At 68.7% G+C, this 25,631-nt stretch carries 23 protein-coding genes; 10 read left to right on the forward strand and 13 right to left on the reverse strand.

Annotated features, from left to right (window positions below; translation table 11 throughout):
- Positions 1-16: 16 nt before the first annotated feature.
- Together EV640_RS01720 and EV640_RS01725 are read right to left on the reverse strand one after the other, a co-directional pair.
- Positions 17-847, reverse strand: coding sequence for a carbon-nitrogen hydrolase family protein (locus EV640_RS01720; RefSeq protein WP_133725600.1), 831 nt, complete (start codon positions 845-847; stop codon positions 17-19).
- 3 nt (positions 848-850) lie between these two features.
- Positions 851-1,120 (reverse strand): DUF4235 domain-containing protein, encoded by a 270-nt coding sequence (locus tag EV640_RS01725; protein ID WP_133725601.1) that lies wholly within the window; start codon positions 1,118-1,120, stop codon positions 851-853.
- Between the two features lie 287 nt (positions 1,121-1,407).
- On the opposite strand from EV640_RS01725, the gene EV640_RS01730 reads away from it, so the two are divergent.
- Positions 1,408-2,073, forward strand: a complete 666-nt coding sequence (locus EV640_RS01730) for an ECF transporter S component (protein WP_036474539.1) — start codon at positions 1,408-1,410, stop codon at positions 2,071-2,073.
- Positions 2,074-2,158: 85 nt separating this feature from the next.
- Positions 2,159-4,615, forward strand: coding sequence for an ATP-binding cassette domain-containing protein (locus tag EV640_RS01735; protein WP_243832188.1), 2,457 nt, complete (start codon positions 2,159-2,161; stop codon positions 4,613-4,615).
- A gap of 46 nt (positions 4,616-4,661) precedes the next feature.
- Here the strand turns inward: EV640_RS01735 and mnhG are convergent, their stop codons facing one another.
- The 6 genes from mnhG to EV640_RS01765 are packed head-to-tail and all read right to left on the reverse strand — an operon-like array spanning position 4,662 to position 11,768.
- On the reverse strand, positions 4,662-5,048 hold the full coding sequence (mnhG, locus tag EV640_RS01740; protein ID WP_036474540.1) for a monovalent cation/H(+) antiporter subunit G: 387 nt from the start codon (positions 5,046-5,048) through the stop codon (positions 4,662-4,664).
- On the reverse strand, positions 5,041-5,622 hold the full coding sequence (locus EV640_RS13785) for an MrpF/PhaF family protein (protein ID WP_133725603.1): 582 nt from the start codon (positions 5,620-5,622) through the stop codon (positions 5,041-5,043). Before EV640_RS13785 ends, mnhG begins: the two co-directional genes overlap by 8 nt.
- On the reverse strand, positions 5,622-6,338 hold the full coding sequence (locus EV640_RS01750; RefSeq protein ID WP_243832189.1) for a Na+/H+ antiporter subunit E: 717 nt from the start codon (positions 6,336-6,338) through the stop codon (positions 5,622-5,624). Before EV640_RS01750 ends, EV640_RS13785 begins: the two co-directional genes overlap by 1 nt.
- On the reverse strand, positions 6,335-8,065 hold the full coding sequence (locus tag EV640_RS01755; RefSeq protein ID WP_133725604.1) for a Na+/H+ antiporter subunit D: 1,731 nt from the start codon (positions 8,063-8,065) through the stop codon (positions 6,335-6,337). The genes EV640_RS01750 and EV640_RS01755 overlap by 4 nt, the downstream gene beginning before the upstream one ends.
- Positions 8,062-8,697 (reverse strand): Na(+)/H(+) antiporter subunit C, encoded by a 636-nt coding sequence (locus tag EV640_RS01760; protein WP_133725605.1) that lies wholly within the window; start codon positions 8,695-8,697, stop codon positions 8,062-8,064. Before EV640_RS01760 ends, EV640_RS01755 begins: the two co-directional genes overlap by 4 nt.
- A complete protein-coding gene (locus EV640_RS01765; protein ID WP_243832190.1) occupies positions 8,694-11,768 on the reverse strand; it encodes a Na+/H+ antiporter subunit A in 3,075 nt (1,024 codons plus the stop codon). Before EV640_RS01765 ends, EV640_RS01760 begins: the two co-directional genes overlap by 4 nt.
- Positions 11,769-11,883: 115 nt before the next feature.
- On the opposite strand from EV640_RS01765, the gene EV640_RS01770 reads away from it, so the two are divergent.
- A complete protein-coding gene (locus EV640_RS01770) occupies positions 11,884-13,257 on the forward strand; it encodes an MFS transporter (protein ID WP_051500984.1) in 1,374 nt (457 codons plus the stop codon).
- Positions 13,258-13,271: 14 nt separating this feature from the next.
- Here the strand turns inward: EV640_RS01770 and dcd are convergent, their stop codons facing one another.
- Complete coding sequence (gene dcd, locus EV640_RS01775) at positions 13,272-13,850, reverse strand: dCTP deaminase (RefSeq protein ID WP_036474542.1); 579 nt, start codon at positions 13,848-13,850, stop codon at positions 13,272-13,274.
- Between the two features lie 99 nt (positions 13,851-13,949).
- Here dcd and EV640_RS01780 point away from each other — a divergent pair, with 99 nt between their 5' ends.
- The 7 genes from EV640_RS01780 to EV640_RS01810 all read left to right on the forward strand — a co-directional run bounded on the left by EV640_RS01780 (position 13,950) and on the right by EV640_RS01810 (position 21,183).
- Positions 13,950-14,417, forward strand: coding sequence for an SseB family protein (locus tag EV640_RS01780; protein WP_133725606.1), 468 nt, complete (start codon positions 13,950-13,952; stop codon positions 14,415-14,417).
- A gap of 90 nt (positions 14,418-14,507) precedes the next feature.
- Entirely contained in the window at positions 14,508-15,470 is a 963-nt protein-coding gene (locus EV640_RS01785; protein WP_036474546.1) for an AEC family transporter, read from the forward strand.
- A gap of 41 nt (positions 15,471-15,511) precedes the next feature.
- Complete coding sequence (locus EV640_RS01790; protein ID WP_133725607.1) at positions 15,512-16,594, forward strand: hypothetical protein; 1,083 nt, start codon at positions 15,512-15,514, stop codon at positions 16,592-16,594.
- 23 nt (positions 16,595-16,617) lie between these two features.
- A complete protein-coding gene (locus EV640_RS01795) occupies positions 16,618-19,185 on the forward strand; it encodes an HAD-IC family P-type ATPase (protein ID WP_051500985.1) in 2,568 nt (855 codons plus the stop codon).
- 46 nt (positions 19,186-19,231) lie between these two features.
- Positions 19,232-19,654, forward strand: coding sequence for an aspartate 1-decarboxylase (gene panD / locus EV640_RS01800; protein WP_036474548.1), 423 nt, complete (start codon positions 19,232-19,234; stop codon positions 19,652-19,654).
- A gap of 122 nt (positions 19,655-19,776) precedes the next feature.
- Positions 19,777-20,202 carry a hypothetical protein gene (locus tag EV640_RS01805; protein ID WP_133725608.1) on the forward strand — a complete coding sequence of 142 codons (426 nt, stop codon included), beginning with the start codon at positions 19,777-19,779 and terminating at the stop codon, positions 20,200-20,202.
- An 87-nt stretch (positions 20,203-20,289) separates the two neighbouring features.
- Complete coding sequence (locus EV640_RS01810) at positions 20,290-21,183, forward strand: hypothetical protein (protein ID WP_133725609.1); 894 nt, start codon at positions 20,290-20,292, stop codon at positions 21,181-21,183.
- On the opposite strand, the gene EV640_RS01815 is transcribed toward EV640_RS01810, so the two are convergent.
- Genes EV640_RS01815 through EV640_RS01830 form a run of 4 tightly spaced genes read right to left on the reverse strand, consistent with a single transcriptional unit; the run spans position 21,117 to position 25,517 of the window.
- The gene (locus EV640_RS01815) at positions 21,117-22,532 is read right to left on the reverse strand and encodes an LLM class flavin-dependent oxidoreductase (RefSeq protein ID WP_133725610.1); all 1,416 of its coding nucleotides are present in this window, start codon (positions 22,530-22,532) and stop codon (positions 21,117-21,119) included. The two genes, EV640_RS01810 and EV640_RS01815, sit on opposite strands and share 67 nt — an antisense overlap.
- Positions 22,529-23,749 carry an acyl-CoA dehydrogenase family protein gene (locus EV640_RS01820; RefSeq protein ID WP_243832191.1) on the reverse strand — a complete coding sequence of 407 codons (1,221 nt, stop codon included), beginning with the start codon at positions 23,747-23,749 and terminating at the stop codon, positions 22,529-22,531. Before EV640_RS01820 ends, EV640_RS01815 begins: the two co-directional genes overlap by 4 nt.
- Positions 23,746-24,648, reverse strand: coding sequence for a MetQ/NlpA family ABC transporter substrate-binding protein (locus EV640_RS01825; protein WP_133725612.1), 903 nt, complete (start codon positions 24,646-24,648; stop codon positions 23,746-23,748). Before EV640_RS01825 ends, EV640_RS01820 begins: the two co-directional genes overlap by 4 nt.
- Positions 24,645-25,517, reverse strand: a complete 873-nt coding sequence (locus EV640_RS01830) for a MetQ/NlpA family ABC transporter substrate-binding protein (RefSeq protein WP_051500989.1) — start codon at positions 25,515-25,517, stop codon at positions 24,645-24,647. The genes EV640_RS01825 and EV640_RS01830 overlap by 4 nt, the downstream gene beginning before the upstream one ends.
- Positions 25,518-25,631 lie beyond the last annotated feature (114 nt).

Consider the following 25,631-nt stretch of genomic DNA (forward strand, 5'->3'; position numbering starts at 1 on the left):
CTGCGCGCCCTGGGCGCTAGAGCTGGCGGGCGTTGCGCAGCACCGGGACCAGCTCCCGGGTCCGGCTGACCAGTTCGGGGTCCAGCTCGGCGATCAGCAGCTCGGGCGCACTGCCGGCCTCGCTGAGCGGGACGCCCAGCGGGGACACGATCATCGAATGACCGATCCCGGTGGGCGCTCCCTGTACCGCCTCCACTCCGGCGGCGGTGGGATCCGCCTGGCCGCAGGCCAGGATGTACTGCGTGGAATCCAGCGCCCTGGCCTGGGCGAGCAGCCGCCACTGCTCCAGCTTGCCCTCCCCCGCACCCCAGGAGGCCGGCACCAGGGTCACCTGTGCGCCAGATCGGGCATGGGCGGTGAACAGGTTCGGGAAGCGGATGTCGTAGCAGGTGGCCAGCCCGAAGGTGATGTCGTCGAGGACGAAATGCGCCGGGCTTCGGCCGGGCTGGACGCCGTCGGACTCCTTGAAGCCGAAGGCGTCATAGAGGTGGATCTTGTCGTAGGCGACGTCGATCTCCGCGGCCCCGCCGGCGCCGGCGGGGCCCACGGCGATCAGCGTGTTGACCACGCGGGGTCGACCGTCAGCGCTGGGAACCCCGGGGGTGAACATCCCGGCGACGATCACGATCTGGAACTCCCGCGCCAGGCCACGGACGGCCTCGGCCCAGGCGCCGGTGACCGGTTCGGCCACGGGCGGCAACGGGTGCCCGAAGGCGCGCTGGGCGGCCTCGGGGAAGACCACGACCCGCGCCCCGGCCTGCGCGGCACGCGCGGTGTAGTCCCGGATCAGCTCCAGGTTGGCATCGGGGTCCGGGCCGGTGGTGATCTGAGCGGCAGCAATGCGCATCGATCAGACCTCTGCGCGATCTCCAGCCTTGCTGCGGAGCTTCTTCACCGTGGAGCTTGCGCCCCGCTGTGAGAGCACCTGCACGGCGGCGGAGACGACGGCAGAGCCGATGGAGAAGGCCAGGGCGCGCTTGAGGGTCATCTCGTCGTTGGCCACACGAGGGGCGTCGTCGCCGGTGGTCTTCTTCCACACGAAGTCGAAGATCCGCGTGGCGACGAAGCCGCCGGCCAGTGAGATGCCAAGAGCCATGCCCTTGTCCAGAAGCTTGTCCACAATTTTCTCCTCAGATGTGGTCAGGGGTGGTTCAGTGTCCTGGTGCTACTGTAGTGCACGTCATTTGAGACACGACAGGGGAGCGCCCCTCGACAGGAGATCTGGCTGATCAGCCAGTATCCTGCCGGCAGGACGCTGAGAGTGGGCTGAAGGCCCAGACCCTCGCACCTGATCAGGTTAGGACCTGCGAAGGAAGTCGAGCATCTTCACTCGGATGTTTGAGCTGCGGCTCGAGCCTCCCTCCTGCGTGCTCTTGGTCCGCACTCACCGTCATGGGGAGAAGCATCATGAGCAGCAACAATCGCGCGGCCCCCGCAGGCCGCGGCACAGGCACACACTTCCCCGCCCGGTCATGGCGCTGGTCGGTGTCCGACATCGTGGTCGCCTCGGTGCTTGCGGTCGCCTCCGGGGTCATCTTCTGGGGCTGGAACCTCAGCTACCACCTGGTCGGGAACCTCTTCGTCCTCTACCCTCCGGTGGAGACCCTGGTGCACGGGATGTGGCTCTTCCCAGCCGTCCTGGGCGCACTGGTCATCCGCAAGCCCGGCGCCGCGATCTATTGCGAGATGGTCGCCGCGGCGGTGTCCGCCCTGCTGGGTTCGCAGTGGGGGCTCACCGTGCTCTCCTCCGGCTTCATGCAGGGACTCGGGGCCGAGCTGATCTTCCTGGCGGTGGCCTACCGCCGGTTCTCGCTGGAGTTCGCGATGCTGGCCGGCGCCGCCTCCGGGCTCACCGGCGGGATCACCTATCACTGGATCGTGCCGATGTACGCCTACGCCCCCACGGAGACGATCATCCACATCGCCTGCTTCGCGTTCTCCGGGGCGATCATCGCCGGGGTGCTCCCCTGGCTCGCCACCCGCGGGCTCGCGGCGGCCTCGGTGCTGGGACCGCTGGCCTCTCGGCGGGCCCATCGAGAGCCTCGACTGGGTCTCGGCCGCTCACATGGGTGATCCGGCGGGTCAGCGTGCGGATGACGCTCCAGGCGAGGCCGGGCTCTCGCGGGGTGAGTCGACCCAGACGCGACCCGGAGGCGGAGTGGCCGTCATCGCGCGGGGATGGTCCTGGACCCATGCCGAGCGGGAACGTCCCGCCGTCGCGGGCCTGGACCTGAAGATCGCTGCCGGGGAGAAGGTGCTGCTGGCCGGACCCTCCGGGGCGGGGAAGTCCACCCTGCTCCACGCGCTGGCCGCGGTGCTCCACGACGACGAGGCCGAGGTCCACGGGCAGCTGCTGCTCGACGGCGTCGCTCCCGACCAGGCCCGCGGCCGGGCCGGACTGATGCAGCAAGACCCGGAATCTCAGGTGGTGCTCTCTCGGATCGGCGACGACGTGGCCTTCGCGGCCGAGAACCTCGCGGTGCCCCGGGAGCAGATCTGGCAACGGGTGCGGGCGGCACTCACCGAGGTGGGGCTGGAGGGCTTCGGCCTGGACCATCCGAGCGCGAAGCTCTCGGGAGGACAGAAGCAGCGGCTTGCCCTCGCCGGGATCCTCGCGATGCGCCCAGGACTGCTGCTGCTGGATGAACCCACCGCGAACCTGGACCCCGAAGGCGTGTGGCAGGTCCGCGACGCGGTGCTCGCCGCGGCCGAGGCCACCGGCGCCACCATCATCCTGGTGGAGCATCGCCTTGAGGTCTGGGCGGAGCAGATGGACACGCTGCTCGTGCTCGAGACCGGGGGCGGCATCCGCAGACGCAGCCCCGCGGCGGAGATCTTCACCGATCCCGCGCTCCGCGAGGAGCTGGGCGCGATGGGACTCTGGGTCCCCGGTCGCGACCCGCTGCAGGAGCTGCCGGCTTGGCCGGGTGAGGCCGTGCTGCCGGGTAAGGCCGTGCTGCCGGATGAACCTGCGCGGGATGTGAAGTCTGCATGGGGCGGGATGCCTGGGCCGGCGCCGGGCGAGCCGCTGCTGCTGGCCGAGGGCCTCGCCGTCGGCCGCCACTCCCCCAAGGCTGGCTGGCGAAGCGCCCAGCCCGGCGCGCCGACGCTCACGGATCTCGATCTGGTGATCCGCCGCGGCCAGACCCTGGGCATCACCGGTGCCAACGGTGCGGGGAAGTCCACGCTGCTGCTGACCCTGGCGGGACTGCTGCCCGCCCACGCCGGGAGCCTCGCCGCGACGGCGGAGCTCAAGGGTGGTGCGGCCGGCGCGGGGCTGGCCGCGGACCCGCATGAGTGGCGCTCCGCAGACCTGGTCGCCCGGATCGGCGTGGTGTTCCAGGAGCCGGAGCACCAGTTCGTGCGCAGCACGGTGCGCGAGGAGCTGGCCCTGGGGGCGCAGCAGGCGAAGGTTCCCGGCACCGCTGATCCGTTGTTCACCGAAGAGCAGGTCCAGGACCGGGTCACCGGGCTGCTGCAGCGGCTGGGACTCTCCGAGCTGGCCGAGGCCAACCCGTTCACGCTCTCGGGCGGGGAGAAGCGCCGCCTCTCGGTGGGCACGGTGCTCTCGGCCGGGCCGCAGGTGCTGATGCTCGATGAGCCCACCTTCGGCCAGGATGCGCGTACCTTCGCGGAGCTGATTTCGCTGCTGCGCGAGCATCTGGACTCCGGTGGCACGGTGCTCGCGGTCACCCACGATGCGGACTTCCTGCGCGGGCTCCAGGCCGAGGAGCTCCAGATCGGGGCCACCGGCCGGGCCGCGCCGGGGACCGGTGAGCAGCCCGGGGCGTCAAAGGCCGGGAAGCAGCCCGAGGCGCCGGGCGGGGAGCTCTTCGCCGCCGTGCGGTCGCTCTCATGGCTGGGTCGGCGCAATGCGCTGGCCAAGCTGATCGCGGTCTTCCTGATCACTGCGGCGCTGGTGATGACCATCGATGTAGTGAGCTCCGGCGTCGTCATCCTGGCCGCCCTGGCGCTGCTGCCCTTGGCCGGGATCCGTCCGGCGGGCTTCCTGCGGCGGATCTGGCCCTTTGCGGCGGGCGCCGTGCTGGCCGCCTGGGGCACCGCGATCGCGGCCGAAGAGTCCGGGCGGGTGCTCCTGGACCTGGGATTCACCACGATCAGCGAAGGCTCGATCACGCTGGGGCTCGCGCTGGGCGCCCGGGCGTTTGCGATCGTGCTGCCCTCGGTGATCGTGTTCTCCACCACGGATCCGACCGACCTGGCGGACTCTCTGGCCCAGCAGCTGCGGCTGCCGGCGCGGTTCGTGCTCGGGGCGCTGGCGGCGATGCGGCTGCTGGGTCTGCTGGCGGAGCATTGGAGAACCATCGGGCAGGCCCGCCGGGCCCGCGGGGTGGGCACGCATGGCGGAGTCGTGGCGCGGATGCGCGGCACGGCCTCGCAGGCGTTCGGCCTGCTGGTCCAGGCGATCCGGATGGCCACCCGACTCGCGGTGACCATGGAGTCGCGTGGGTTCGGCGCAGGTCCGCGCAGCTGGGCGCGCCCCGCCCGGTTCAGCGCGGCAGACCTGCCGGTGATCCTGGGCGGCGCCCTGATCGGGGCGCTGGCGGTGACCGCGGCGGTCCTGAGCGGGACCTGGAACTTCGTCTGGACCTGATCGACGGCAGCCCCGGCTGCCCGGAAAAGCGGGAGCAACGGGCGGCTCAGCCCCGGGAGGGCGGGATGTCCCGGCTGATCCGCTCCACCGCGCTGGCGAGCTCATCGTGGGTCAGCAGATCGCGGCGCATGTGCTTGGTCCGGTAGCCCGAGCGCCCGACCACGTGGGCGCTGACCGGGGCGGTGAGCAGCTGCAGGCCCCAGGCGAGCAGCACGATGGCCACCCATTCCCAGGACCGCCAGGTGATCGCCGCGGCCAGCAGCAGCGAGAGCAGACCCAGCACCTGGGGCTTGGTCGCGGCATGCATCCGCGAGTGCAGATCGGGCAGCCGGACCAGGCCGACGCCGGCGGCCAGGGACATCAGACCGCCGATCACCAGGAGCACCGAGGCCACGGCGTCGAGGATCAGATCTGCGTCGAGAGACTCAATCATCACGGCCCTCCTGCTGTCTGGACGGACCAGGCGCACCCTCGGCGTCAGCCTCGGGGCCTGCGCTCGGCGCGGGAGCGGGGCCCTTGGTTTGATCCTCATTCCGGCGCGGGGTGAACCCGGAGCGGGCCAGGGCGGAGAACCAGGAGGTGGACTCGTCCTCTCCCTCCTCCACCTCCAGTCCTGGCATCCTCGGGGTGCTCACGGGGTCCTGCGGGGCCTCAGGCTCGCTCTCCGAGCCTGCGCGGGGGATCGCCGGAGCCACCGGTGGCCCCGGGTAGGGGTCTTGCTCCGAGGTCTCGCCCGCGACCTCTTCAGGAGAGCGCACGACCACATAGCGGGCGATGGCCACGGCGCCGAGGAACCCGATCACGGCCGTGATCACCACGAACATGATGAAGTCCTGGTGATCGTTGACCACCATCTCCACGATCATCATCGAGGCCACGATGATCAGCATCACGTCGAGGCTGATCACCCGGTCCAGCACCGAGGGGCCCTTATAGATCCGGTAGACGCTGCCGATGGCGCCGACGGCGAGCAGCACCTGGGTGATCTGCACGGCGATGTCCAGCATCAGTGCTCCACCTCCTCGATCGTGACCCGCTCCGCGGAATCGGCCGAGCCGGCGCCTTCATCGACGCGACCGGCTGCGCGTTCGGCGTCCCGTGCTGCTTCGCTGGGACCGTCTCCGCGGTGTGTGAACGGCGCATCGCGCTCGGTCTTGGAGAAGCCTGACATCCGGCCCAGGCGCTTCTCGGCCCTGACCACTGCGACATCGGAGCGGTTGCCGCAGGTCATGATGATCAGCGCCTCGGTCTTCAACGCATCCTGGCGGATCTCCTCGGCGTCGTCGTCGGAGTCGACGTCCAGCGTGTGGAGGTACAGCGTCGCCGTCGTACGGTCCACGTCGAGGACCAGGGAGCCCGGCACGAGCGCGAGCGCATGCCCGGTGAGCGTGACGATCAGGTCGTCATGGCTGCGCAGCTGGATCGAGATGATCGAGTTGCGCACCTTCGGACCGACCACGACGGCGATCCAGGAGACCTGGAAGGAGGCGGCGACCATCTTGACCAGGAAGCGCAGCGCGAAGACGAGCCCCCACAGCGGGTTGAGCCGTCCGCTGCCGCGCAGCGGCGGCAGATAGAACACCCGCACGATGATCGTGGCGTAGACCGCGCCGATGATGAACGTGCCCAGCGTGAAGTCCTGCCAGATGGCCATCCAGAAGAAGCCCAGGAAGGCGATCAGCGGCAGCTCCAGCTTCAGCGGAGTCTTGGGCCTCTTCATCATCGATCATCCCCGTCCGTGATCTCCGGGAGGACCTCGGCGTCCTCGTCGTCGGGCTGCAGCGAGGTCTCCACCGGAGCATGCTCGGCCGCGCCGTCGTCGTCGAGCTCATAGTCGATCAGGAAGGTGGCCGCGAACTCCTCGAGCTCATCGCGGACGCCCTCGGTGCGCTCGGGCCCGAAGACCGCCTCCAGGTAGGGGGTGCGCTCGTACATGTCCTGCGCGGCGGCCCGGGAGAAGTCCATCAGCGGGCCGGCGAAGACGCTGAACGCCAGAGACATCGCGACCAGCGCCGCGGTGGGAGCCACCATGGACATCGGCAGGTAGCGCTTGTTGGCCGCACGCGAGTGGGCCAGGGTCTTGGACATCAGCTGCCGCTCGGGAGTCTCATCGGCGTCCTCGGGCTTGCGCCAGAAGCCACGGGTCCAGATCCGTGCCACTGCCATCAGGGTCAACAGCGAGGTCAGCACCGAGGCGATCACCAGGGTCCAGGTGATCCAGGTGTTCTCCGCGATGCCGCCCTGCATCATGCCCAGCTTGCCGACGAATCCGGAGAACGGCGGAATCCCGGCGAGGTTCATCGCGGGGATGAAGAACAGCAGTCCCAGCACCGGGGAGATCTTCGCCAGACCACCCAGGCGCAGCACGTTCGAGGTCCCGGACCTGCGTTCGATGAGTCCGGTGACCAGGAATAGGGTGGTCTGGATGGTGATGTGGTGGGCCACGTAGTAGATGGTGGCGGCCATGCCGATGATCGAGCTCAGCGCGAGGCCGAAGACCAGGTAGCCGATGTGGCTGATCAGGGTGAAGGAGAGCATCCGCTTGATGTCCGCCTGCGCCAGCGCGCCGAGGATGCCCACGATCATGGTCAGCGCCGCGACGATCATCAGCGCGGTGTTGATCCGCTCCCCCGGAAAGAGCAGCGTCTCGGTGCGGATCATCGCGTAGATCCCGACCTTGGTGAGCAGCCCGGCGAACACCGCGGTGACCGGCGCCGGCGCCGTGGGGTAGGAGTCCGGCAGCCAGAAGGCCAGCGGGAAGACCGCCGCCTTGATCCCGAAGGCCACCAGCAGCATCACGTGCAGGGTCAGCTGGGTGCTGGGATCAAGATCTGCGAGGCGCAGCGCGAGATCGGCCAGGTTCACCGTGCCCGTGGCGGCGTAGATCATCCCGATCGTGATCAGGAAGAGCATCGAGGAGACGATCGAGACCACCACGTAGGTGACGCCCGCCCGGATCCGGGACTCTCCCCCGCCCAGGGTCAGCAGCACATAGGAGGCGGTCAGGAAGATCTCGAAGCCCACGTAGAGGTTGAACAGGTCCCCGGCGAGGAAGGCGTTGGAGACCCCGGCGACCAGGATCAGGTAGGTGGGATAGAAGATTGAGACCGGACCGGAATCGTCCTTCTCTTCGGCCGCACCCTGGCCCACCGCGTAGAGCAGCACGCACAGGGTGATGATCGAGGAGACCAGCAGCATCAGCGCCGAGAACCGGTCGATCACCATCACGATCCCGAACGGTGCCGGCCAGCCCCCGAGGTGGATCGCGTGGGCGCCACCGTCCCAGACCTGGCTGAGCAGCGTGACCTCGAGGATCACGGTGAGCACGAGTGCACCGATGGTGATCGCCCGCTGGGCTGACTTGTTGCGGTAGAACGCGAAAGCGAAGCCGGCCCCGAAGAACGGGATCAGCACGGCCAGCGGGGTGAAGTTGAGCAGCTCGGCGTTCATCGGCGCTGGCCTCCTTCACTCGGGTCTGGGCCATCCTCGGGATCCTCGGTGGGGTCGGCATCGGAGATCTCCCGGTGGGGCGGTCCGTCGGCACGCCCGGCTCCGATGGTGACATCGCGATGATCCGGATGCGTCTCCTCCACCGCTCCGGCCACGTCCTCGGCGTCTGAGCCGCGGCGCGGGTTCAGCAGCTGAGGACCCGAAGAGTCGGTGTCATCGGCGAACTCGGTGGTCTCGGTGGCCAGCTCGGCGTCCTCCTCGGTGTCGTGGACCTTCGCGTAGGAGGCGACCCGGCGGTCTTCCTCGTCATCGGCGAGCTCGTCCTGCCGGGCGAGCACCCAGGAGCGGTAGATCAGCGCCAGCATGAAGCTGACCAGTGCGAAGGCGATCACGATGGCGGTGAGCAGCAGCGCCTGCGGCAATGGGTCGAGGTATTCCTGGGCGCCGATGTCGGGATCGTAGATCGGGGCGAGGCCGGCGCGTCCTGCGGTGTGCAGCAGCAGCAGGTTCACGCCGTTGGAGATCAGGATGATGCCGAGCAGCACCCGGGTCAGCGAACGCTCCAGCAGCAGGTAGATGCCGATGGCGAAGAGCGTACCCATGAGGACCAGCAGGGTCAGGTTCACGGTCATCGTGCCACCCCCGCGGAGGTCTCACCGTGGATGCCGTGGGCGGTGGTGGAAGCGCGCTGGCCCTCACGTTCGCTGCGCACGTCGATCTCCGAGCCGAGGCTGCGCAGGATGTCCACGATCAGGCCGATGACCACCAGGTAGACCCCGACGTCGAAGAGGATCGCGGAGACGAAGTGGTGCTCACCGAAGATCGGCAGGGTGAGGTAGAAGTCGAAGGACTGGAAGGCCTGCCCGCCGGCGATCATCGGGGCCAGCCCGGTGAAGCAGGCGATGGCCAGGCCCCATCCCATCAGGGCGCCGGCGGAGAACGGGATCGCAGCCTCGAGCTCGTAGCGCCCGCCCGCCAGGTAGCGCAGCACGAAGGCAAGTCCCGCCAGCAGCCCGCCGGCGAAGCCGCCGCCCGGCAGGTTGTGTCCGGCAAGCAGCAGGTAGAGCGAGATCATGATGATGCCGTGGAACATCAGCCGGGTGATCACCTCGAAGACGATGCTGCGGTGCTCCGGAGCGACGGTGCGCCCGGCCACCAGCCAGGCCTCGCGGGCCACTGTGGCGAATGACCTGGCGACCTGGATCTCGCGGACCTGCCGCGGGGAGAGCGCCTTGTCCGATAGCACCCGTCCCACGGTGCCGCTGGGGACCTCGTGCAGCTCTCGGCGCTGCACGTCGCGGCGCTTCACGAAGATCAGTGAGGCGATGCCGGTGGCTGCGGCCGCGAGCACGGTGATCTCTCCAAAGGTGTCCCAGACCCGGATATCCACCAGGGTGACGTTGACGATGTTCGCGCCCTGACCGACCTCATAGGCCATCCATGGATACTCCATGGACACCGGGACGGCGGAGCGGGAGTTCATGGACATCGCCGCGACGGCCATCATGACCACGCCGAAGCCGATGCCCAGGGCCGCGCGGCCGAACTTGAATCGGGTGGGGCTCTGGGTCCAGATCCCCGCCGGGAGGCTGCGCAGCGCCAGGACGAAGACCACCAACACGATGGACTCCACCAGCAGCAGGGTCAGCGCCAGGTCGGGGGCGCCCTGCAGCGCGAAGATCCCGGCGATGCCCCAGCCGCAGAGTGAGACCATCAGCACCGCCATGAAGCGCTTGGGCGCCCAGATCGCGCCGGAGGCGCCGGCCAGGATGATCAGGGCCAGCACCACCTGCAGCGGCTGTTCGGCGATGATGAAGGAGTCCACCATCCACCGGTCGGTCACCCCGGCGCCTCCGGGGGCGCCGAAGATCACCACGCTCAGCGGGACCACGGTCGCCACGGCGAGGATGATGAACAGGTACCAGCCCAGCGCGCCGCGCTGGGTCCGCGCGGTGACCCAGGAGGAGAGCATGTCGACCCCGCGGACCGAGGCCCGGTAGCCGCGCTCGGCGTCGAGCACCGGTGGCACCTTGGCCTGCACGCGAGCGAAGGGCTCCCGGGCTCGGAAGAGCAGGTAGCCGAGCACCCAGGTCAGCGCGGAGAGCCCGAGCACCGGGGTCAACCCGTGCCAGAGCGCGAGATAGGTCGGTTCGACCTCGGGAACCACCGGGGCGAACAAGGTGGCCCAGGGTTCCACCAGCGCCTGAACCGGCTGGGGGAACAGCGCCAGCCCCACCGTGATCGTCGCCAAGATCATGGGTGCGGCCAGGAAGACCCGAGGCACCGGGCCCTTGAACACGATCGGCGCCACCGCGGTCCCGGAGGCCTCCCGCTTGGTGGCGAAGGCACCCCAGAGGAACCGGGCAGAGTAGGCCACGGTGAGCGCGGAGCCCAGCACCACGCCAGCCAGCACCAGCCAGCCCCAGATCAGCAGCGAACCTTCACCGCTGGCCTCGGCGTAGCCGAAGAAGGACTCGAAGACGACCTCCTTGGCCACGAAGCCGAAGAGCGGTGGCAGTCCGGCCATCGAGGCGGTGCTGATCAGCGCGACGATGAACAGCGGACGCTGGGTGCGCGCCAGCCCGGAGAGCTTACGCAGGTCACGGGTGCCGGACTGGTGGTCGATGATCCCAACGACCATGAACAGCGCCGCCTTGAACAGCCCGTGGGCCAGCAGCATCGTCAGGCCGGCGAGCGCCGCGTCCTCGGTGCCCAGCCCGTTGACCATGATCAGGAAGCCCAGCTGGGAGACCGTGCCGTAGGCGAGCACCAGCTTGATATCGGTCTGGCGCAGCGCCCGCCAGGCGCCGACCAGCATGGTCAGCAGCCCGAGCCCGAGCACCAGCGGCAGCCAGAAGCTGGTCTCGTGGAAGCCCGGAGCGAACCGGGCCACCAGGTAGACCCCGGCCTTGACCATCGCGGCGGCGTGCAGATAGGCCGAGACCGGGGTCGGCGCGGCCATCGCGGCCGGAAGCCAGAAGTGGAACGGGACCAGCGCGGATTTCGAGAGGGCACCGAGCAGGACCAACACCGCCGCGATGTCCACGGCGGTCGCCGTGGCCGGGTCCGAGACCAGTTCCGGGGCGGCGGCGAGGATCTCGGAGAGCCGGTAGCTGCCGGCGAGCTGGCCGAGCCAGAGCAGGCCCACCAGCATCGCCAGGCCGCCGAAGGTGGTCACCAGCAGCGCCTGGATCGCGGAGCGGCGGGCGTAGATCCGGTGCGCGGAGAAACCGATCAGCAGGAAGGACAGGATCGTGGTGAGCTCCCAGAACACGAAGAGCATCACCAGGTCATCGGCGAGCACCAGGCCCAGCATCGAGGCGGCGAAGGCGAAGAGCTCCGCGGCGAAGGGACCTGCGGCGCGCTCGGAGGCGGAGAAATAGCGCGCACAGTAGAGCATCACCAGGGCGCCGACGCCGAGGATCAGCACCGACATGGCCAGCGCCAGGGCGTCGATACGGAACGCGAGCTCCACGCCGAACTGCGGGATCCACTCGATCACCTCGGCCGGTGGCGCGTTGGGCTCCCCGATGCCGGCCGCCTGATCGGCCTCCAGCACCGCGGGCACGTAGCTGAGGATCGCGACCATCGCCACCGCCAGGACTGCGGCGAGGAAGAAGAAGGTGCGCCGGCCGAACCGGTGGTACAGGAAGGGGGTCAGGATGCTGAGGGCGAACAGCACAGCCAGCATCCCAATGATCATGTACCCCGCTCCTCTCCAGTCAGCCGTGCCTCGCGCGCCCAACGGCGAGTTCCTGGATCCAGGTTCTGCGGCGGGAATCCCCTCAATGTTAACAAACCAGGGTTACTATGCCGCAATGAGCACCACTGAGCCCGCGGCGGGCACCGTCCTTGAGCCGTTGAAGAAGCGGCTCATCGCGGTCTGGAGCCTGTGGAGCTGGGGCAACGCCACCGTGAGCGCGGTGATGGTCACCTTCGTGTTCGGCACCTACATCGCTGACGCGGTCGGGCCCGGCGGGCAGGGCACACAGTATCTGACCACCGCGAACACCATCGCCGGGCTGATCATCGCGCTCACCGCGCCGGTGATCGGGCAGCGCGCGGACAACGGCGGCCGACGACGTCGCTGGCTCGCCCTCAACACGCTGATCGTGATCGCGCTGGTCGCCGCCTGCTTCTTCGTGAAGCCGGACCAGGCCTACCTGGTCCTGGGGGTGACGCTGATGGCCACGATGACGCTCTTCGACGAGTTCGCGAACCTGAACTACAACTCGATGATCACCGATATCGCAGACTCCCCGCGGATGGGCCGGGTCTCAGGCATCGGCTGGGGCTCCGGGTATCTGGGCGGCATCGCGATCCTGGCCATCGTCTACTTCGGGCTGGTCGCCGGGGAGCCACCGCACCTGTTCGGGCTGGGCGAGGACGAGATGATCAATGTCCGGGCGGTGGCGCTGGTGGCGGCCGCCTGGTTCCTGATCTTCTCGCTGCCGCTGCTGCTGACGCCGCTGAAGACCGCCGATCAGGAGGTGGTGCAGGACCGGGTCAGCATCCTGGAGTCCTACCGCCGGCTGATCGGGCTGGTGGTGGGGCTCTGGCGCGAGGACCGGAACACCTTCTGGTTCCTGGTCTCCTCGGCGGTCTACCGCGACGGGCTCTCTGCGGTGTTCACCTACGGCGCGATTCTCGGCGTCACGGTCTTCGGGTTCACCACCTCCGACATCCTGCTCTTCGGCATCGCCGGGAACGTGGCGGCTGCGTTGGGCGCGTTCATCGGAGGCTGGTTCGACGACCGGGTCGGTCCGCGCCGGGTGATCGCCACCTGTGTGACCGCGCTGATCATCACCGCCGGCATCCTGTACTTCCTCGACGTGGAGCGCAGCCTCGGCGGCTTCGTGATCACCCCGACGAGCGCCTTCTGGGTCTTCGGGCTGATGCTCTGCCTTTTCGTGGGCCCGGCCCAGTCCTCCTCGCGGGCCTTCCTGGCCCGGCTGGCTCCGCCGAGCCGCGCCGGGGAGCTCTTCGGGCTCTACGCCACGGCCGGCCGCAGCGTGTCCTTCCTGACCCCGGGGCTGATCGCGCTGCTGCTGTTCAGCGCCGGCGGCAGCGATAAGGCGATCATCCTCGGCGTGGTGGTGATCCTGAGCATCGGACTGGCCACCCTGACGCTGGTGCACAATCCCACCGGTCCGGCGAAGATGCGTGAGCACCGGGTGCGCGGCGGCGGCTGAGCGCCGCAGGCGGGCTACCTGATGATCGTGCGGTGGAAGTTCTCGTGGCTGCGCGAGGCCGTGGGCCCACGCTGGCCCTGGTAGCGAGACTGGTGCGCACCGGAGCCGTAGCCGTGCTCGGCGGGAGAGCTCAGCTGGAAGAAGCAGAGCTGGCCGATCTTGGACCCGGGCCACAGCTTGATCGGCAGCGTGGCCATGTTGGAGAGCTCAAGAGTGACCTGTCCGGAGAAGCCGGGGTCGATGAACCCGGCGGTGGAGTGGGTCAGCAGTCCCAGCCGACCCAGCGAGCTCTTGCCCTCCAGGCGGGCCGCGACGTCCTCGGGCAGGGTGACCGACTCGTAGGTGGCGCCGAGCACGAACTCCCCGGGGTGCAGGATGAAGGGCTCCTCGGGATCCACCTCCACCAGGCGAGTCAGCTCCGGCTGGTCCGCCGCGGGGTCGATGTGAGCGTATTTGTGGTTGTCGAACAACCGGAACATCCGCTCCAGGCGGACGTCCACGCTTGAGGGTTGGATCATCGAGAGCTCCAGCGGGTCCAGCTTGATCCGCTCGGCGTCGATCTCGGCTCGGATGTCTCGATCAGATAGCAGCACCCGCCCAAAATACCCCAGCGTCGCGCCGTCGGAGACGATCGGAGACGAGGTGGGCCTGCTCGCATTGCATTCTGTGCGCGTCCGTGATCGCGTAGAGGCATGACCGAGACACCCAATACTCAGCCAGAACAGACTCCCGCCGCCGAGACCACCGTCGAGCAGGCCGGCACCGCCGTCACGCTCGAGCAGGTCCTGATCCAGGGCCGGGACGGCAAGGCGGAGGCCGGCGAGATCATCCGTGCCTTCCTGACCAGCAGCGTCTTCTTCCTCAGCCCCGAGGAGGTCAGCGATGAGACCGGTTCGGTGAACCCGCTCACGCTGCAGGACAACGAGGGCAACCCGCTGATCGCGCTGTTCAGCACCACCGAGAACATCCCGGATGACTACAAGGAGCACGCTCCGCATGCCGTGGAGGCCCCCGGGGTCGCGATCGTGCAGTCCATCACCGGCGCCGGCATCATGATCGACGCCGGCCAGGAGCATGGGTTCCAGATCTCCGCGGAAGGTGTGGAGCGGATCCGCACCGACTTCATCAGCCCCGCCGAGGACGCCGAAGCCCAGCAATGAGCTGACCTCCGCTGAGCGGCAGCGCCGAGCTCACCCCGGACCGGGCTAGAGTGATGAGCTGAATCTGCTGCAGGAGCCGGGAGGAGCGACATGGGCGCGGTCCTCTCCGGCTTCACCATCATCTGGCTGATCATCGGGGTCGGCTGGATCATCGGCAGGTTCCGGGTGCTGGGTCCCGACGCGCGCGTGGTGATGAGCCGGGTCGCGTTCTTCGTCGCCTCCCCCTGCCTGCTCTTCGTCACCATCTCCGAGTCCTCGCTGCGCGAGGTGCTGGGCCCGCAGTTCGTGATCGCGACCATCGGGGCGCTGCTGACCCTGGTCGTGTTCATCCTGATCGGACGCTTCCTGCTGCTCAAGGGGCGCGCGGGCTCCGATCTGATGATCGGCGGGATGAGCGGCTCGCTGGTCAACGGCGCGAACCTCGGCTTCCCGATCGCGGCCTATGTGCTCGGCGACGTCGCGCTCGCCGCACCGATCATCATGTTCCAGCTGGCGATCTACACGCCCATCTACGTCACCGCGCTGGACCTGCTCACCCGCGATCAGGGAAGGACGACGAAGGTGCGGCCGCGGCCGCGGATCTCGGCGGTGCGCAGCATCGGGCAGTCGGCGGTGAACCCGATGATCATCGGGGCCGGGCTGGGATTGATCTTCTCCTGGCAGGGACTGCGCTTCCCCGCCCCGGTGCAGGAAGCCATCGAGCTGCTCGCCGGCGCCTCGATCCCGCTGATGCTGCTGGCCTTCGGACTCTCCCTGGTGGGCAGCCGGCCGCTGGATCGGGCCACCGGTCGGCGTCGTGACGTGTTCCTCGCCGCCGCCCTGAAACTGGTCCTGCATCCGCTGCTCGCCTGGGTGCTCGCGGCCTTCGTCTTCGGACTCGAGGACCATCAGGTGCTGGTCGCCGTGGTCATGGCAGCCCTGCCCACGGCACAGAATGTCCTGGTCACGGCCGTGCGCTATCAGGCCGGTGAGGTCATCGCCCGCGACACGGTGCTGCTGACCACCATCGCGGCGATCCCCACCGTAGTGCTGGTCGCGGCGCTCCTGGGTTGAACCGCCCGGCACACCGACCGGTCATTGCTACGCTGATCCCTATGTCGCAGGCCCCTCACTCCGCCCCGCCGCCCCCACCGGAGGCGGCCGAACACCGGCCCTCCCACCGCGGGCTGCTGGTGGCCTGGGCGGCCGCGCTGGTCATGGCGCTGGCGGTCGGCGGCGTGGCGATCTGGCAGGTCAGCGAGAAGATCTACACCCCGGGCCACACCGCGCAGGAATACTGGGACTCGATCACGCGAGGCAGTGGATCCGAGGCGCTGGGGTTCTTCGATCCCGCGGCGCTCGACGCCGCAGAGGCCGACCCCGTGGACAGCGTGCTGCTCGACGGCGAGGCGCTCGCGCGCAGCACCGCCGGCATCGAGAACGCCAGGTTCGGAGAGACCTCCGGAGCGCAGACCCGAGCGGTGATGCAGTTCGAGGTCGAGGGGGAGCCATTCGAGACCCGGCTGCCGATGGCCGCGCCACAGAACACGCTGGCCTTCTTCCCGGACTGGGAGCTCACAACGGCCTCAATGAGTCGGCTGCAGATCGATGTGCCCGGCGCCGCCGCCGGCGGCATCGCGCAGATCACCGTGAACGGCGAGCCGGTGAACCTCGAGGAGGATTCCGCCACGCTGCGCAGCTACGTCCCGGCCGTGGTGGAGATCGCCGTGGACAGTGAATGGCTGGTCGGCAGCTCACGCTATGTGGTGGTCCAGGAGAGCGGTGCAGACGTCGAGCAGGACGAGGCCGCAGAGCCCCACCAGATCACCCTGGGGCTTGAGGCCTCCGGGGCCGCCCAGGCGATGCTCCACGAAGAGGTCCAGGCCTACCTGGACGGCTGCGCCGACCAACAGGTGCTGATGCCCGCTGGATGTCCGATGGGCATCAACACCCCCAACCAGGTGGTGACCGAGTCCATCCGGTGGAGCATGCCCGAGCCGGATGAGCTCACCCTGGACTTCGACGAGGAGGGCTGGGACACCGCCGAGACCGACATGGCGGCCACCGTCAGCTTCGACTCGCGGCACTTCCACGACGGCGCCGCGCTCGAGGAGAGCCACCAGGTCGACTTCGGCCTGAACATCGCGGTCGGCGCCAGCGGCGACGAGCTGATCGTCGCGGTCTCCGGCTCCGATTGACCCTAACGGTAGACTCTGGCCCTGTGGCTGCCCAGAAGACTGCGATCCGCGACCCCGCGGAGACGAGGTCTGCAGTGGACCCCAAGACGCTGGAAGCCGCCGGGCTGAGCTCGGTCCAGGTGCTGGAACGGAACCGGCTGGGCCTCGCGAACGTCCAGCCCCGCACCACCTCGCGATCAATCACCGACATCCTGCGCACCCATCTGATGACGCTGTTCAATCTGATCATCGGGCTCTGCGCGCTCGCGATCATCCTGCTGGGACGCTGGCTGGACCTGCTCTTCGCCGTCGCCGCGGTGGCCAACGTCTTCATCGGGCTCTTCCAGGAGTACAGCGCAAAGCGCAAGCTCGATGCCATCGCGCTGCTGCACCAGGACGAGGTGCGGGTGCTGCGCGATGGGATGCTCCTGCAGATCCACCGTGAGCAGATCGTGCTCGACGACGTGGTCGAGCTGCGCCGCGGCGACGAGATCCCCGCCGACGGCGAGGTGCTGCGCTCCGAGGGACTCGACGTGGACGAGTCGATGCTCACCGGAGAGTCCGATGCTGTGGCCAAGCGCCGCGATGACCGGCTCCTCTCCGGGACCGCCGTGGTGGCGGGATCCGGCAGGTTCCGGGTGACCGCCGTCGGGGAACGGGCCCATGCGGTGCGCCTGGCCACCGAGGCCAAGCGCTACCAGAAGATCAACTCTGAGCTGCGCCGCGCGATGGAGAAGATCGCGTTCTGGCTCTCGCTGGTGCTGATACCCATCGTCGCGGTGGTGCTCAACGGTCAGATGCAGGCCTTCGGCGGCTGGAGCGCCGCCTGGGAGTCGGGCCAGTGGCGGGACGCGCTGGTCACCGCGGTGTCCTCGGTGACCGCCATGGTCCCGCAGGGGCTGGCTCTGATGACCACCATCGCCTTCGCCGTGGCCGCCGTGAAGCTCTCCCGGGAGAACGTCCTGCTGCAGGAGCAGCCGGCCGTGGAGATCCTCGCCCGGGTCGACGTGGTCTGCCTGGACAAGACCGGCACGCTGACCGACGGGACCATCGCCTTCCACCAGGCCACCGCGCTGAGCCCTAGGGGACTGCCGGACCCCGCCCGCCGCGACCCGGACTCCACCGCCCTGGAGGGGACCCGGGAGTGGGAGCAGGTGCTGGCCTTCTTCGGCGCCGATGAGGGCGCGAACGCCACCGCGGCCGCGCTGCGCGCACCCTACAGCGCGCTGCCCCGGCACCGGGTGGCCAGCCAGGTCCAGTTCTCCTCGGCTCGGCGCTTCTCCGCGGTGAGCTTCGCCGCGGACGCGGGCGGCCTGGCCGGGCACTGGGTGCTGGGCGCCCCGGAGATACTGCGCGGGGAGGCCACAGATCCGCAGGTGCACACGGAGGCGCTGCTGCGCCGCACCGACGAGCTCTCCAGCCGGGGCCTGCGCACGATGCTGCTGGCCCATGCGCCCCTGGATGCTCCGATCCTTCCCGGCGGCACCGGGCCGCTGGGCCGCGGGCAGCGGCTGCCGCGTGGACTCGTCCCGGTGGCGCTGCTGACCTTCAAGGAGAACGTGCGCCCCGAGGCCCACGCCACGCTGGAGTATTTCCGCGAACAGAACATCGCACTGAAGGTGATCTCCGGGGACTCCCCCAAGACCGCGGCCGCGGTGGCCCGCGAGGTGGGCATGGTCATCGAGGGCGACGCCGTGGATGCCTCCACGCTCACCGAGGATCCCGCGGCGCTGCGCGAGGTGTTGGAGCACCATTCGGTGTTCGGCCGAGTCTCCCCCGAGCAGAAGCGCACCATGGTGGAGGCGCTGAAGGCGGCCGGGCATGTGGTGGCGATGACCGGGGACGGGGTCAACGACGCCCTGGCCATGAAGAAGGCCGACCTGGGGATCGCCATGGGCGACGGCGCACCGGCCACCAAGGCCGTGTCACGGATGGTGCTGCTGGACGGGCGCTTCGACCGGCTTCCCTCGGTGCTGGAACAGGGCCGCAAGGTCATCGCCAACACCGAGCGGGTGGCGCATCTGTTCCTGTCCAAGACCGCCTATGCGATCCTGCTCGGGCTGATCTACGGGCTGCTGTTCTGGGAGTTCCCGTTCCTTCCGCGCCAGTTCTCGACCGTGGACTTCCTGATGATCGGGTTTCCGGCGTTCTTCCTCGCCCTGATGCCCAATCCGCGGCGCTACCGCCCGGGATTCCTGCGCCGCTCGCTGTACTTCTCACTGCCGACGGCGATCGCGATCGTGCTCGCCGTGGTCACGGTCAGCGCCTTCGGCCGGTACCTGCACGAGCCCGCGGGGGCGATCCAGACGGCGGCCACGCTGTGCCTGACCGCGGTGGGGCTCTGGGTGCTCAACGTGGCGCTGCGCCCGCTGACCTGGCCCCGGGTGGCGCTGATCGGGAGCATGTACCTGCTCCTCGCGGCGGTGCTGCTGGTCCCGATCTCCCAGCAGTACCACCTCTTCGCGATGCCCTCGGCAGAGCTGCTGACGGTCGCGCTGATCTCCAGCGTGCTGGGCTGCGGGCTCGTGGAGGTCGGGAGCCGGGCGGTCACCGCGCTGACCCAGCGCCGTGCCGAGCCGGGGAATACCGCGCTCGGCTCGGACGCTGGATAATGGACCAGGTGATGAGAACACTTCCTTCGTCGAAAGCGAGCCGAGCATGCTGAGGACCGTCCTGGGCGGCAAGATCCACCGCGCCACCGTGACCCACGCGGACCTGCACTACGTGGGGTCCATCACCGTGGACACCGATCTGCTCGAGGCCGCCGGGATCGTCGAAGGTGAGAAGGTCCAGATCGTCGACGTCACCAACGGCGCTCGGCTGGAGACCTACGCCATCGCTGGTCCACGCGGCTCCGGGGTCATCGGGATCAACGGCGCCGCCGCCCACCTGGTGGATCCAGGTGACCTGATCATCCTGATCTCCTATGTGATGCTCGACGCCGCCGAGCTCGCCGCCCACCAGCCGAAGGTGGTCCACGTGAACGGCGAGAACCGGATCGTCGAGCTGGGCCAGGATCCGGCCGAGCCGGTGCCCGGCGCGACGGACCAGCTGAACCCGCGCACCGCCGTCGTCGGCTGAATCAGGGTGAAATCAGGGGCCATCAGGGGTCATGGCCGTGACATCGGTCTGCAAAGCAGACTAAGTTCTAGAGGGACTCGTAAGACACGAGAGACTCATCCACCGTCAGAACGGAGTTGACCATGCGACTGTTCACACTGGGCGCCGGCATTGCCATCGGCTACATCATCGGCAGCAAGCGCGGCCAAGCAGAATTCGAGCGGAGCCTCAGCGCCGTGAAGAAGAGCGCCGCGGAGACCTGGAAGGACCCCAAGGTCCAGGACACCGTGACCAAGGCCGGAGAGACCGCCAAGCAGTACGTCTCCACCGTGGCCGACTCGGTCAAGAAGCACGCCGACGACGCCGCCGCCCCGGTGACCGACGTGGCAGTCGACGCCGCCGCGCGCGCCGAGGACGCCGTGAAGAAGGCCGGCGCCAACACCGAGAAGCTGGTGGATCAGGCCGCCGAGAAGGTCGAGAAGCAGGCCGACGCCGCGGACAAGCAGGCCCGCGAGTCCTCCAACGGCAACAGCTCCTCGAGCAGCTCCTCCGGGACCAACGCGCGCTGAACCCAGGCACTGACAAGCAGTGAGGGCCGTGGGCACTCGCCTTTCGAAAAGGGCGGGAGCCCGCGGCCGACCTATATCCTGAGACCTATGCCGACTGAAGAATCCGTCACCCGATTGATCCGCGAGACTCTGGGCAGCCGTTCGCTGAACGAATACCCGGAGGCCCCGCGGCATGACCAGCTCCTGGGGCGAGCCCTGCGGCGCAGGCGAGTGACCTTGAAGCCGGTGGGTGAGCAAGGCCTGGTCTTCGTCTTCGGCGGGGTGGTGGTCGGCGGGATGGACTCGGTCGTGACCACCCTGGTCAGTGCCCACGCACGCCGGATCGTCGCGGATCCACAGCTTCTGCGCCGACATCTGGAGCTCCAGGAGGTGCCGCTGGCCGCAGAGCCGACCGAGGCTGGGGAGCCGACGCAGGCCACGGAGCTCGCAACGCCGTCCACGATCCGCGCCTTCGTCGTGGGCGAGCGGGTATCGGCCTCCTTGCTGCGACTGCCGGCCACGGTACTCGGCGACGGCCGCTCAACGCTGGAGCAGCTGCTGAAGGCCGACGCCCAGGCCCGCAGCAGACATGCGCTGCTGGGAAGCACCGCGCTGCCCAGCCCCTCCGAGGCTTCGATGCCGGCTGCGCGGGAGAAGCTGCGCCAGCGGGGCCTGGACCCCGATGCGGTGCCCGCCAAAGACGCGCTCGTGCGGCTGCAGGACTCGCTGGCGATCTCGGCCGGCGGGCTGACCATCGATGTGACTGCCACGCTGCCCGATGCGCTGCACGAGCTTGCGGTGGACGCGGTCATGGCAGTCCCCGGGCTCTTCGCCGCCGCCGTGGATCTCCAGGTCCCTGACCTGGAGTCCGCGGAGGGCGCCGTCGTGGTGGCGGTGCTGCCCGATGCCGATATCAGCCTCGCGCATCTGCCCGGTTACGGGGAGCCCAGAGACGTCGCCGGCGCGATCGCCGAGGAGATTCTGCTGCGCGCCTCCCGGTGATGGGCCCGGCGCGCGGGGTGATCCGCGCCCAGGTGCGGCCCTGCTTCGAGCAGCGTCTCACGCAGCGTCACCGGGGTCTCGGGGCGCTGTGGCAGCAGGCCGCGGCGCTGCAGCTCCGGAGTCACGAAGGTCTCGAAGCGTTCGAAGTCCGCGGGACGCACAGCCGCTGAGATGTTGAACCCGTCCACCCCGGAGAGCTCCTTGAACCGGACCAGTTCATCGACGACCTGCACCGGGTCCCCGACGATCAACGGACCCCGCCCACCGATGGAGACGAACTCCGCGACATCGCGCACGGTCCAGCGCCGGGTCGGGTCCTTGGTGAACATCGCCAGCGCCGACCGGTTCGCCTCGGTGGTGACGTCGGTGAGGACGTCGTCCTCCTGCAGCCCCGAGAGATCCACCCCGGTCCACCCGCCGAAGAGCGCGAGCGCCGAGGCGGTGTCCACGTACTCGCGGTATTCACGGAGCCGGGCCTGAGCCAGCTCCTGCGTCTCAGCCACGATGATGGTGGCCATGGCGAAGAACCGGACAGATTCGGGATCCCTGCCCGCCTCCAGCAGGGCGTTCCGGGTGCCGGAGACCTGGGTCGCCAGCCGCTGCGGGGAGGAGCTGATCACGAAGATCGCCTCGCCGTGGTCCACCGCGAACTTCTGACCCCGAGGCGAGGAGCCCGCCTGGAAGAGCAGCGGCGTGCGCTGCGGCCCCGGATGGGTGAGCATCTCACCAGGCACATTGAACCACTCCCCCTGATGCTCGATCGGGTGGACCTTCTCCGGGTCCACGAAGACCCCGGTGGACTTGTCCGCCAGCACCGCATCCGCCTCGAAGGAATGCTCGAAGAGCTTGTACATCACCTCGAGGTACTCATCAGCGCGGTCATAGCGCTCGTCGTGCGGGATCTGTGCGACAAGTCCGAGATTGCGCGCCGCGGAGTCCTGGTAGCTGGTGACGATGTTCCACGCGATCCGACCCCGGGTGAGGTGATCCAGGGTGGCGAAGCGTCGGGCCAGCGCGTAGGGCGGTTCATAGGTGACCGAGGCGGTCAGCCCGAAGCCGAGATGCGTGGTGGCCGCCGCCAGCGCGGGCACGATCACCTGAGGGTCCAGCAGCGGAAACTGCACTCCGCCGCGGGCCGCGGCCTCGGCGGTGCCGCCATAGACGTCATAGACCCCGGGGATGTCAGCCAGGAACAGCGAGGAGAATCCGGCGCGCTCCACGGTCCGGGCGAGCTCCGTCCAGTACTCGAGCGTGTCGAACTCCTCGATCCGGGATTCTGGGTGGCGCCACAGGCCTGGGGACTGGTGCACCGGGACCAGCATGTCGAAGGCGTTGAAATGGATGGTCATGAGCTCTCCTTGGCCTCGCCGATGGCGTTGAGCCCCTGGGGCACGGTGCCGTTGATCTCGTACTCGCCCAGCGAGCGGGCACGAAAGACGATCGGGTTGTGGGTGGCGATGGTCTGCGCGTTGCGCCAATGCCGGTCCAGCGCCTTGGTGCGCAGCGTGGCGGAGGCGCCCACGGTCTGGAAGAGCTCCGAGGTCACCGCCAGCACCAGCTCCGGCACACTGACCTGGGCCTGTTCCACGGCGATCTCCGCCTGGTGGATCGCACGCGGGGGCTCACCCTCGAACCCGGGGTCCCCGGTGCCGGCCTGCAGGCCTGCGCTCAGCGCCCGGTCCAGGGTGCGGGCCGCCTGGAGCACCGCGGCCTCGGCCACGAAGGCCTTCGAGGACATCCGACCCACCACCTGCTGGATCAGCGGGTCCTGGCTGAAGGCCTGCCCCGCGGTGGAGGTGTTGAAGGTGCGGGTGCGCCGGGCCAGGGTGGAGGTGGCGTCTGCCAGCGCGGCCCTGGCGATGCCGACCTGCACGGCGAGCAGGTAGAGCTGGAAGAACGCCGCCTCATGGACCGATTCGTGGTCCCCGGGCCGGCGTGCGAGCACCGCGAGGTCCTCCACCGCGACCGAGTCCAGCAGCGTGGTGCCGGTGCCGGTGAGCTTCTGCCCGAAGCCGTCCCAGTCATCGAGCAGCGTCACTCCGGGGGCATCGGTGGGCACCACCGCGAAGCGCCGCCCTTCCCCCTCAAGAGCCTGGGCGGCCGAGACCCGGGTATAGCTGGAGAAGATGGTGCCGGTGGAGTAGTACTTCTCTCCGGTGAGCAGCGCGGCGCCGTGCTCGTCGCGGTCGAGTCGGGTGTTGAGGCTACCCAGCGCGTTGCCGCCCTTCTCGGTGGAGGCGTTTCCCACCGTGGCGCCCTGGCGCACTCGGGCGTACCAGAGCTCACGCACCGGCGCCGGCTGGAAGCGCAGTGACTCGACGAACCCGAAGTGGCCCCGGTAGAGGTGGGCGATGTTGGAATCGGCTTCGGCGAGCGCGATCACCTCGGTGATCAGCTCCTGAAGACTCAGCTCCTCGCCGCCGAACTCGACCGGTACGCGCAGCGCGCCGAACCCGGCGTCGTCGAGCCAGCCGACCTGCTCGAAGGGCAGGGTCCGTTCCAGCTCCCGCTGCACGGCACCTTGCCTGATCCGGCTCAGCAGCTCGGTCGGAATGCTGCGACTCATGATCCGTTCACCTGCTCCCATGCGGCGTCGATGTCTCGGTCGAAGGCCGGGGTGAGCAGACCGTCGAGGTATTCGCCGTACCACTCACGGACCTCCGTGGAGTGGTAGGCAGCCTTGAGCGCCTGGTAGCGCTCGGGTTCCTCGTCTCGGAAGCCCGGGCGGGCGCAGACGGCGAGGGCGAAGGGCAGCGCCTCCTCGGCCGATTCCATGATCAGCACCTCCTCGGGGAGCACGTCGATCTCGGCGAGCAGCCGGGCGAAGCCGAAGACGGCGTCGACGTCGGAGTAGATCTGCCCCACGGACTGCTGGTCCACCTCGATGAACTGCAGGTTCTTGGGGTTGGCGGTGATGTCGCGGACGCTCAGCGCGGCGACCGGCTTGGACTCGTCGATCTCGATCAGTCCGCCGCGGGCCAGCAGGCGTATCCCGCGTCCGTTGTTCGCGGTGTCCACCGGCAGTGCGATCTGGGCGCCGTCGGGGATCTCCTCCAGGGAGTCGTAGCCCTGGGAGTAGATGCCCGAGGGCTGTTCGAACATGAAGAAGATCGGTTCGATGTCTAAGTCGTTGTCCTCGTTGAACTGGCGCAGGTAGCTGATGTTCTGGAAGAAGTTGACGTCGTACTCGCCGTTGCTCACCGCATGGTTGGGCTGGATGATGTCGGTGACGTAGGTGGCGTCGAACTCCCAGCCCTCGGCCTCCAGGATGCGTTCGGCAAGCTGGGTCGGCTCCTGGAAGGGTGCGTTCTCGGTGACCACCAGGCGCAGCGTGCGCGCGGAGCCGGCTCCGCCGAGGAGCCCGCAGCCGGAGGTGAGGCTCCCGACGCCGAGCAGAGCGGCCAGGCCCAGTGAGCCGCTCAATACTCGACGCCGGGAGAGTGTGGGGGCGCTGGAGGTGCTCATGCGCTGAAGTCCGTCCAGATCTGTTCGGCGTTGTCGATGGTGATGAAGTCCTCGAAGTCGATGACCCCGCCCTGGTAGTCCTCGAACCACTGCTGGACCTCTTCGGACTGGAAGGCGTCCTGCAGCGCCTGGGCCTGTTCATCGCTGACCCCGTCTGGTCCGACGGCGACCACGCAGGTGAACGGGGTGCGCACCTCTTCGCGGCCGTCCTCGATGCTCAGTGCCGTCTCCTCCACGTCGAGGTCGGCCTCGGCGATCAGCCGGACGAACGCGAAGCCGGCGTCCACATCGGGCAGCACCTGCGCGGCGGACTGCTGGTCGGTCTCCACGAATCGGAAGTCCCGAGGATTCTCCGTGATGTCGTTCTGGGTCAGGTCGATGATCGAGACGCTCTCGTCGATCTCGATCAGGCCCTCATCGGCGAGCAGCTGCAGCGCCCGGCCGTTGTTGGAAGGGTCCACCGGCAGGTTGATCTCGGCTCCGTCGGGCAGCTCTTCCAGCGAGTCATACTCCAGCGAGAACAGGCCGGCCGGGGCGTAGTAGACCGAGAACAGCGGCTGGACCGCCGTGTCATTGGACTGGTTGAAGTTGTTCAGATACGCCAGGTGCTGGAAGTAGTTGCCCTCGAACTCGCCCTGATCGACCACCTGGTTGGGCTGGACGATATCGGTCATATAGGTGATGTCCAGTTCGTAGCCCTGCTCCTCGAGCAGCCCGGCGGCGATCTCGGCGGGCTCCTGGAAGGGTGCGGACTCGGTGACCACGATGCTGATGGTGGAATCGTCCTCCACCAGCCCGCAGCCGGTCAGGCTCAGGGCGGCGGCGGAGAGGACTGCTCCGGCGAGGATCGCGGGGCGTGGAGGATTCATGGGTTTGAGCTGCTTTCTCTGGCTGGGCCGCAGGGGCCCAGAGGGTGTGCGGGAAGGAGCCGGGCGCGAGGTCGGAGGCCCGCCCTGGCGGTGTGGTGCGGTCTTCTTCTGCGT

This window comes from Nesterenkonia aurantiaca (assembly GCF_004364585.1).
Classification (GTDB): domain Bacteria; phylum Actinomycetota; class Actinomycetes; order Actinomycetales; family Micrococcaceae; genus Nesterenkonia; species Nesterenkonia aurantiaca.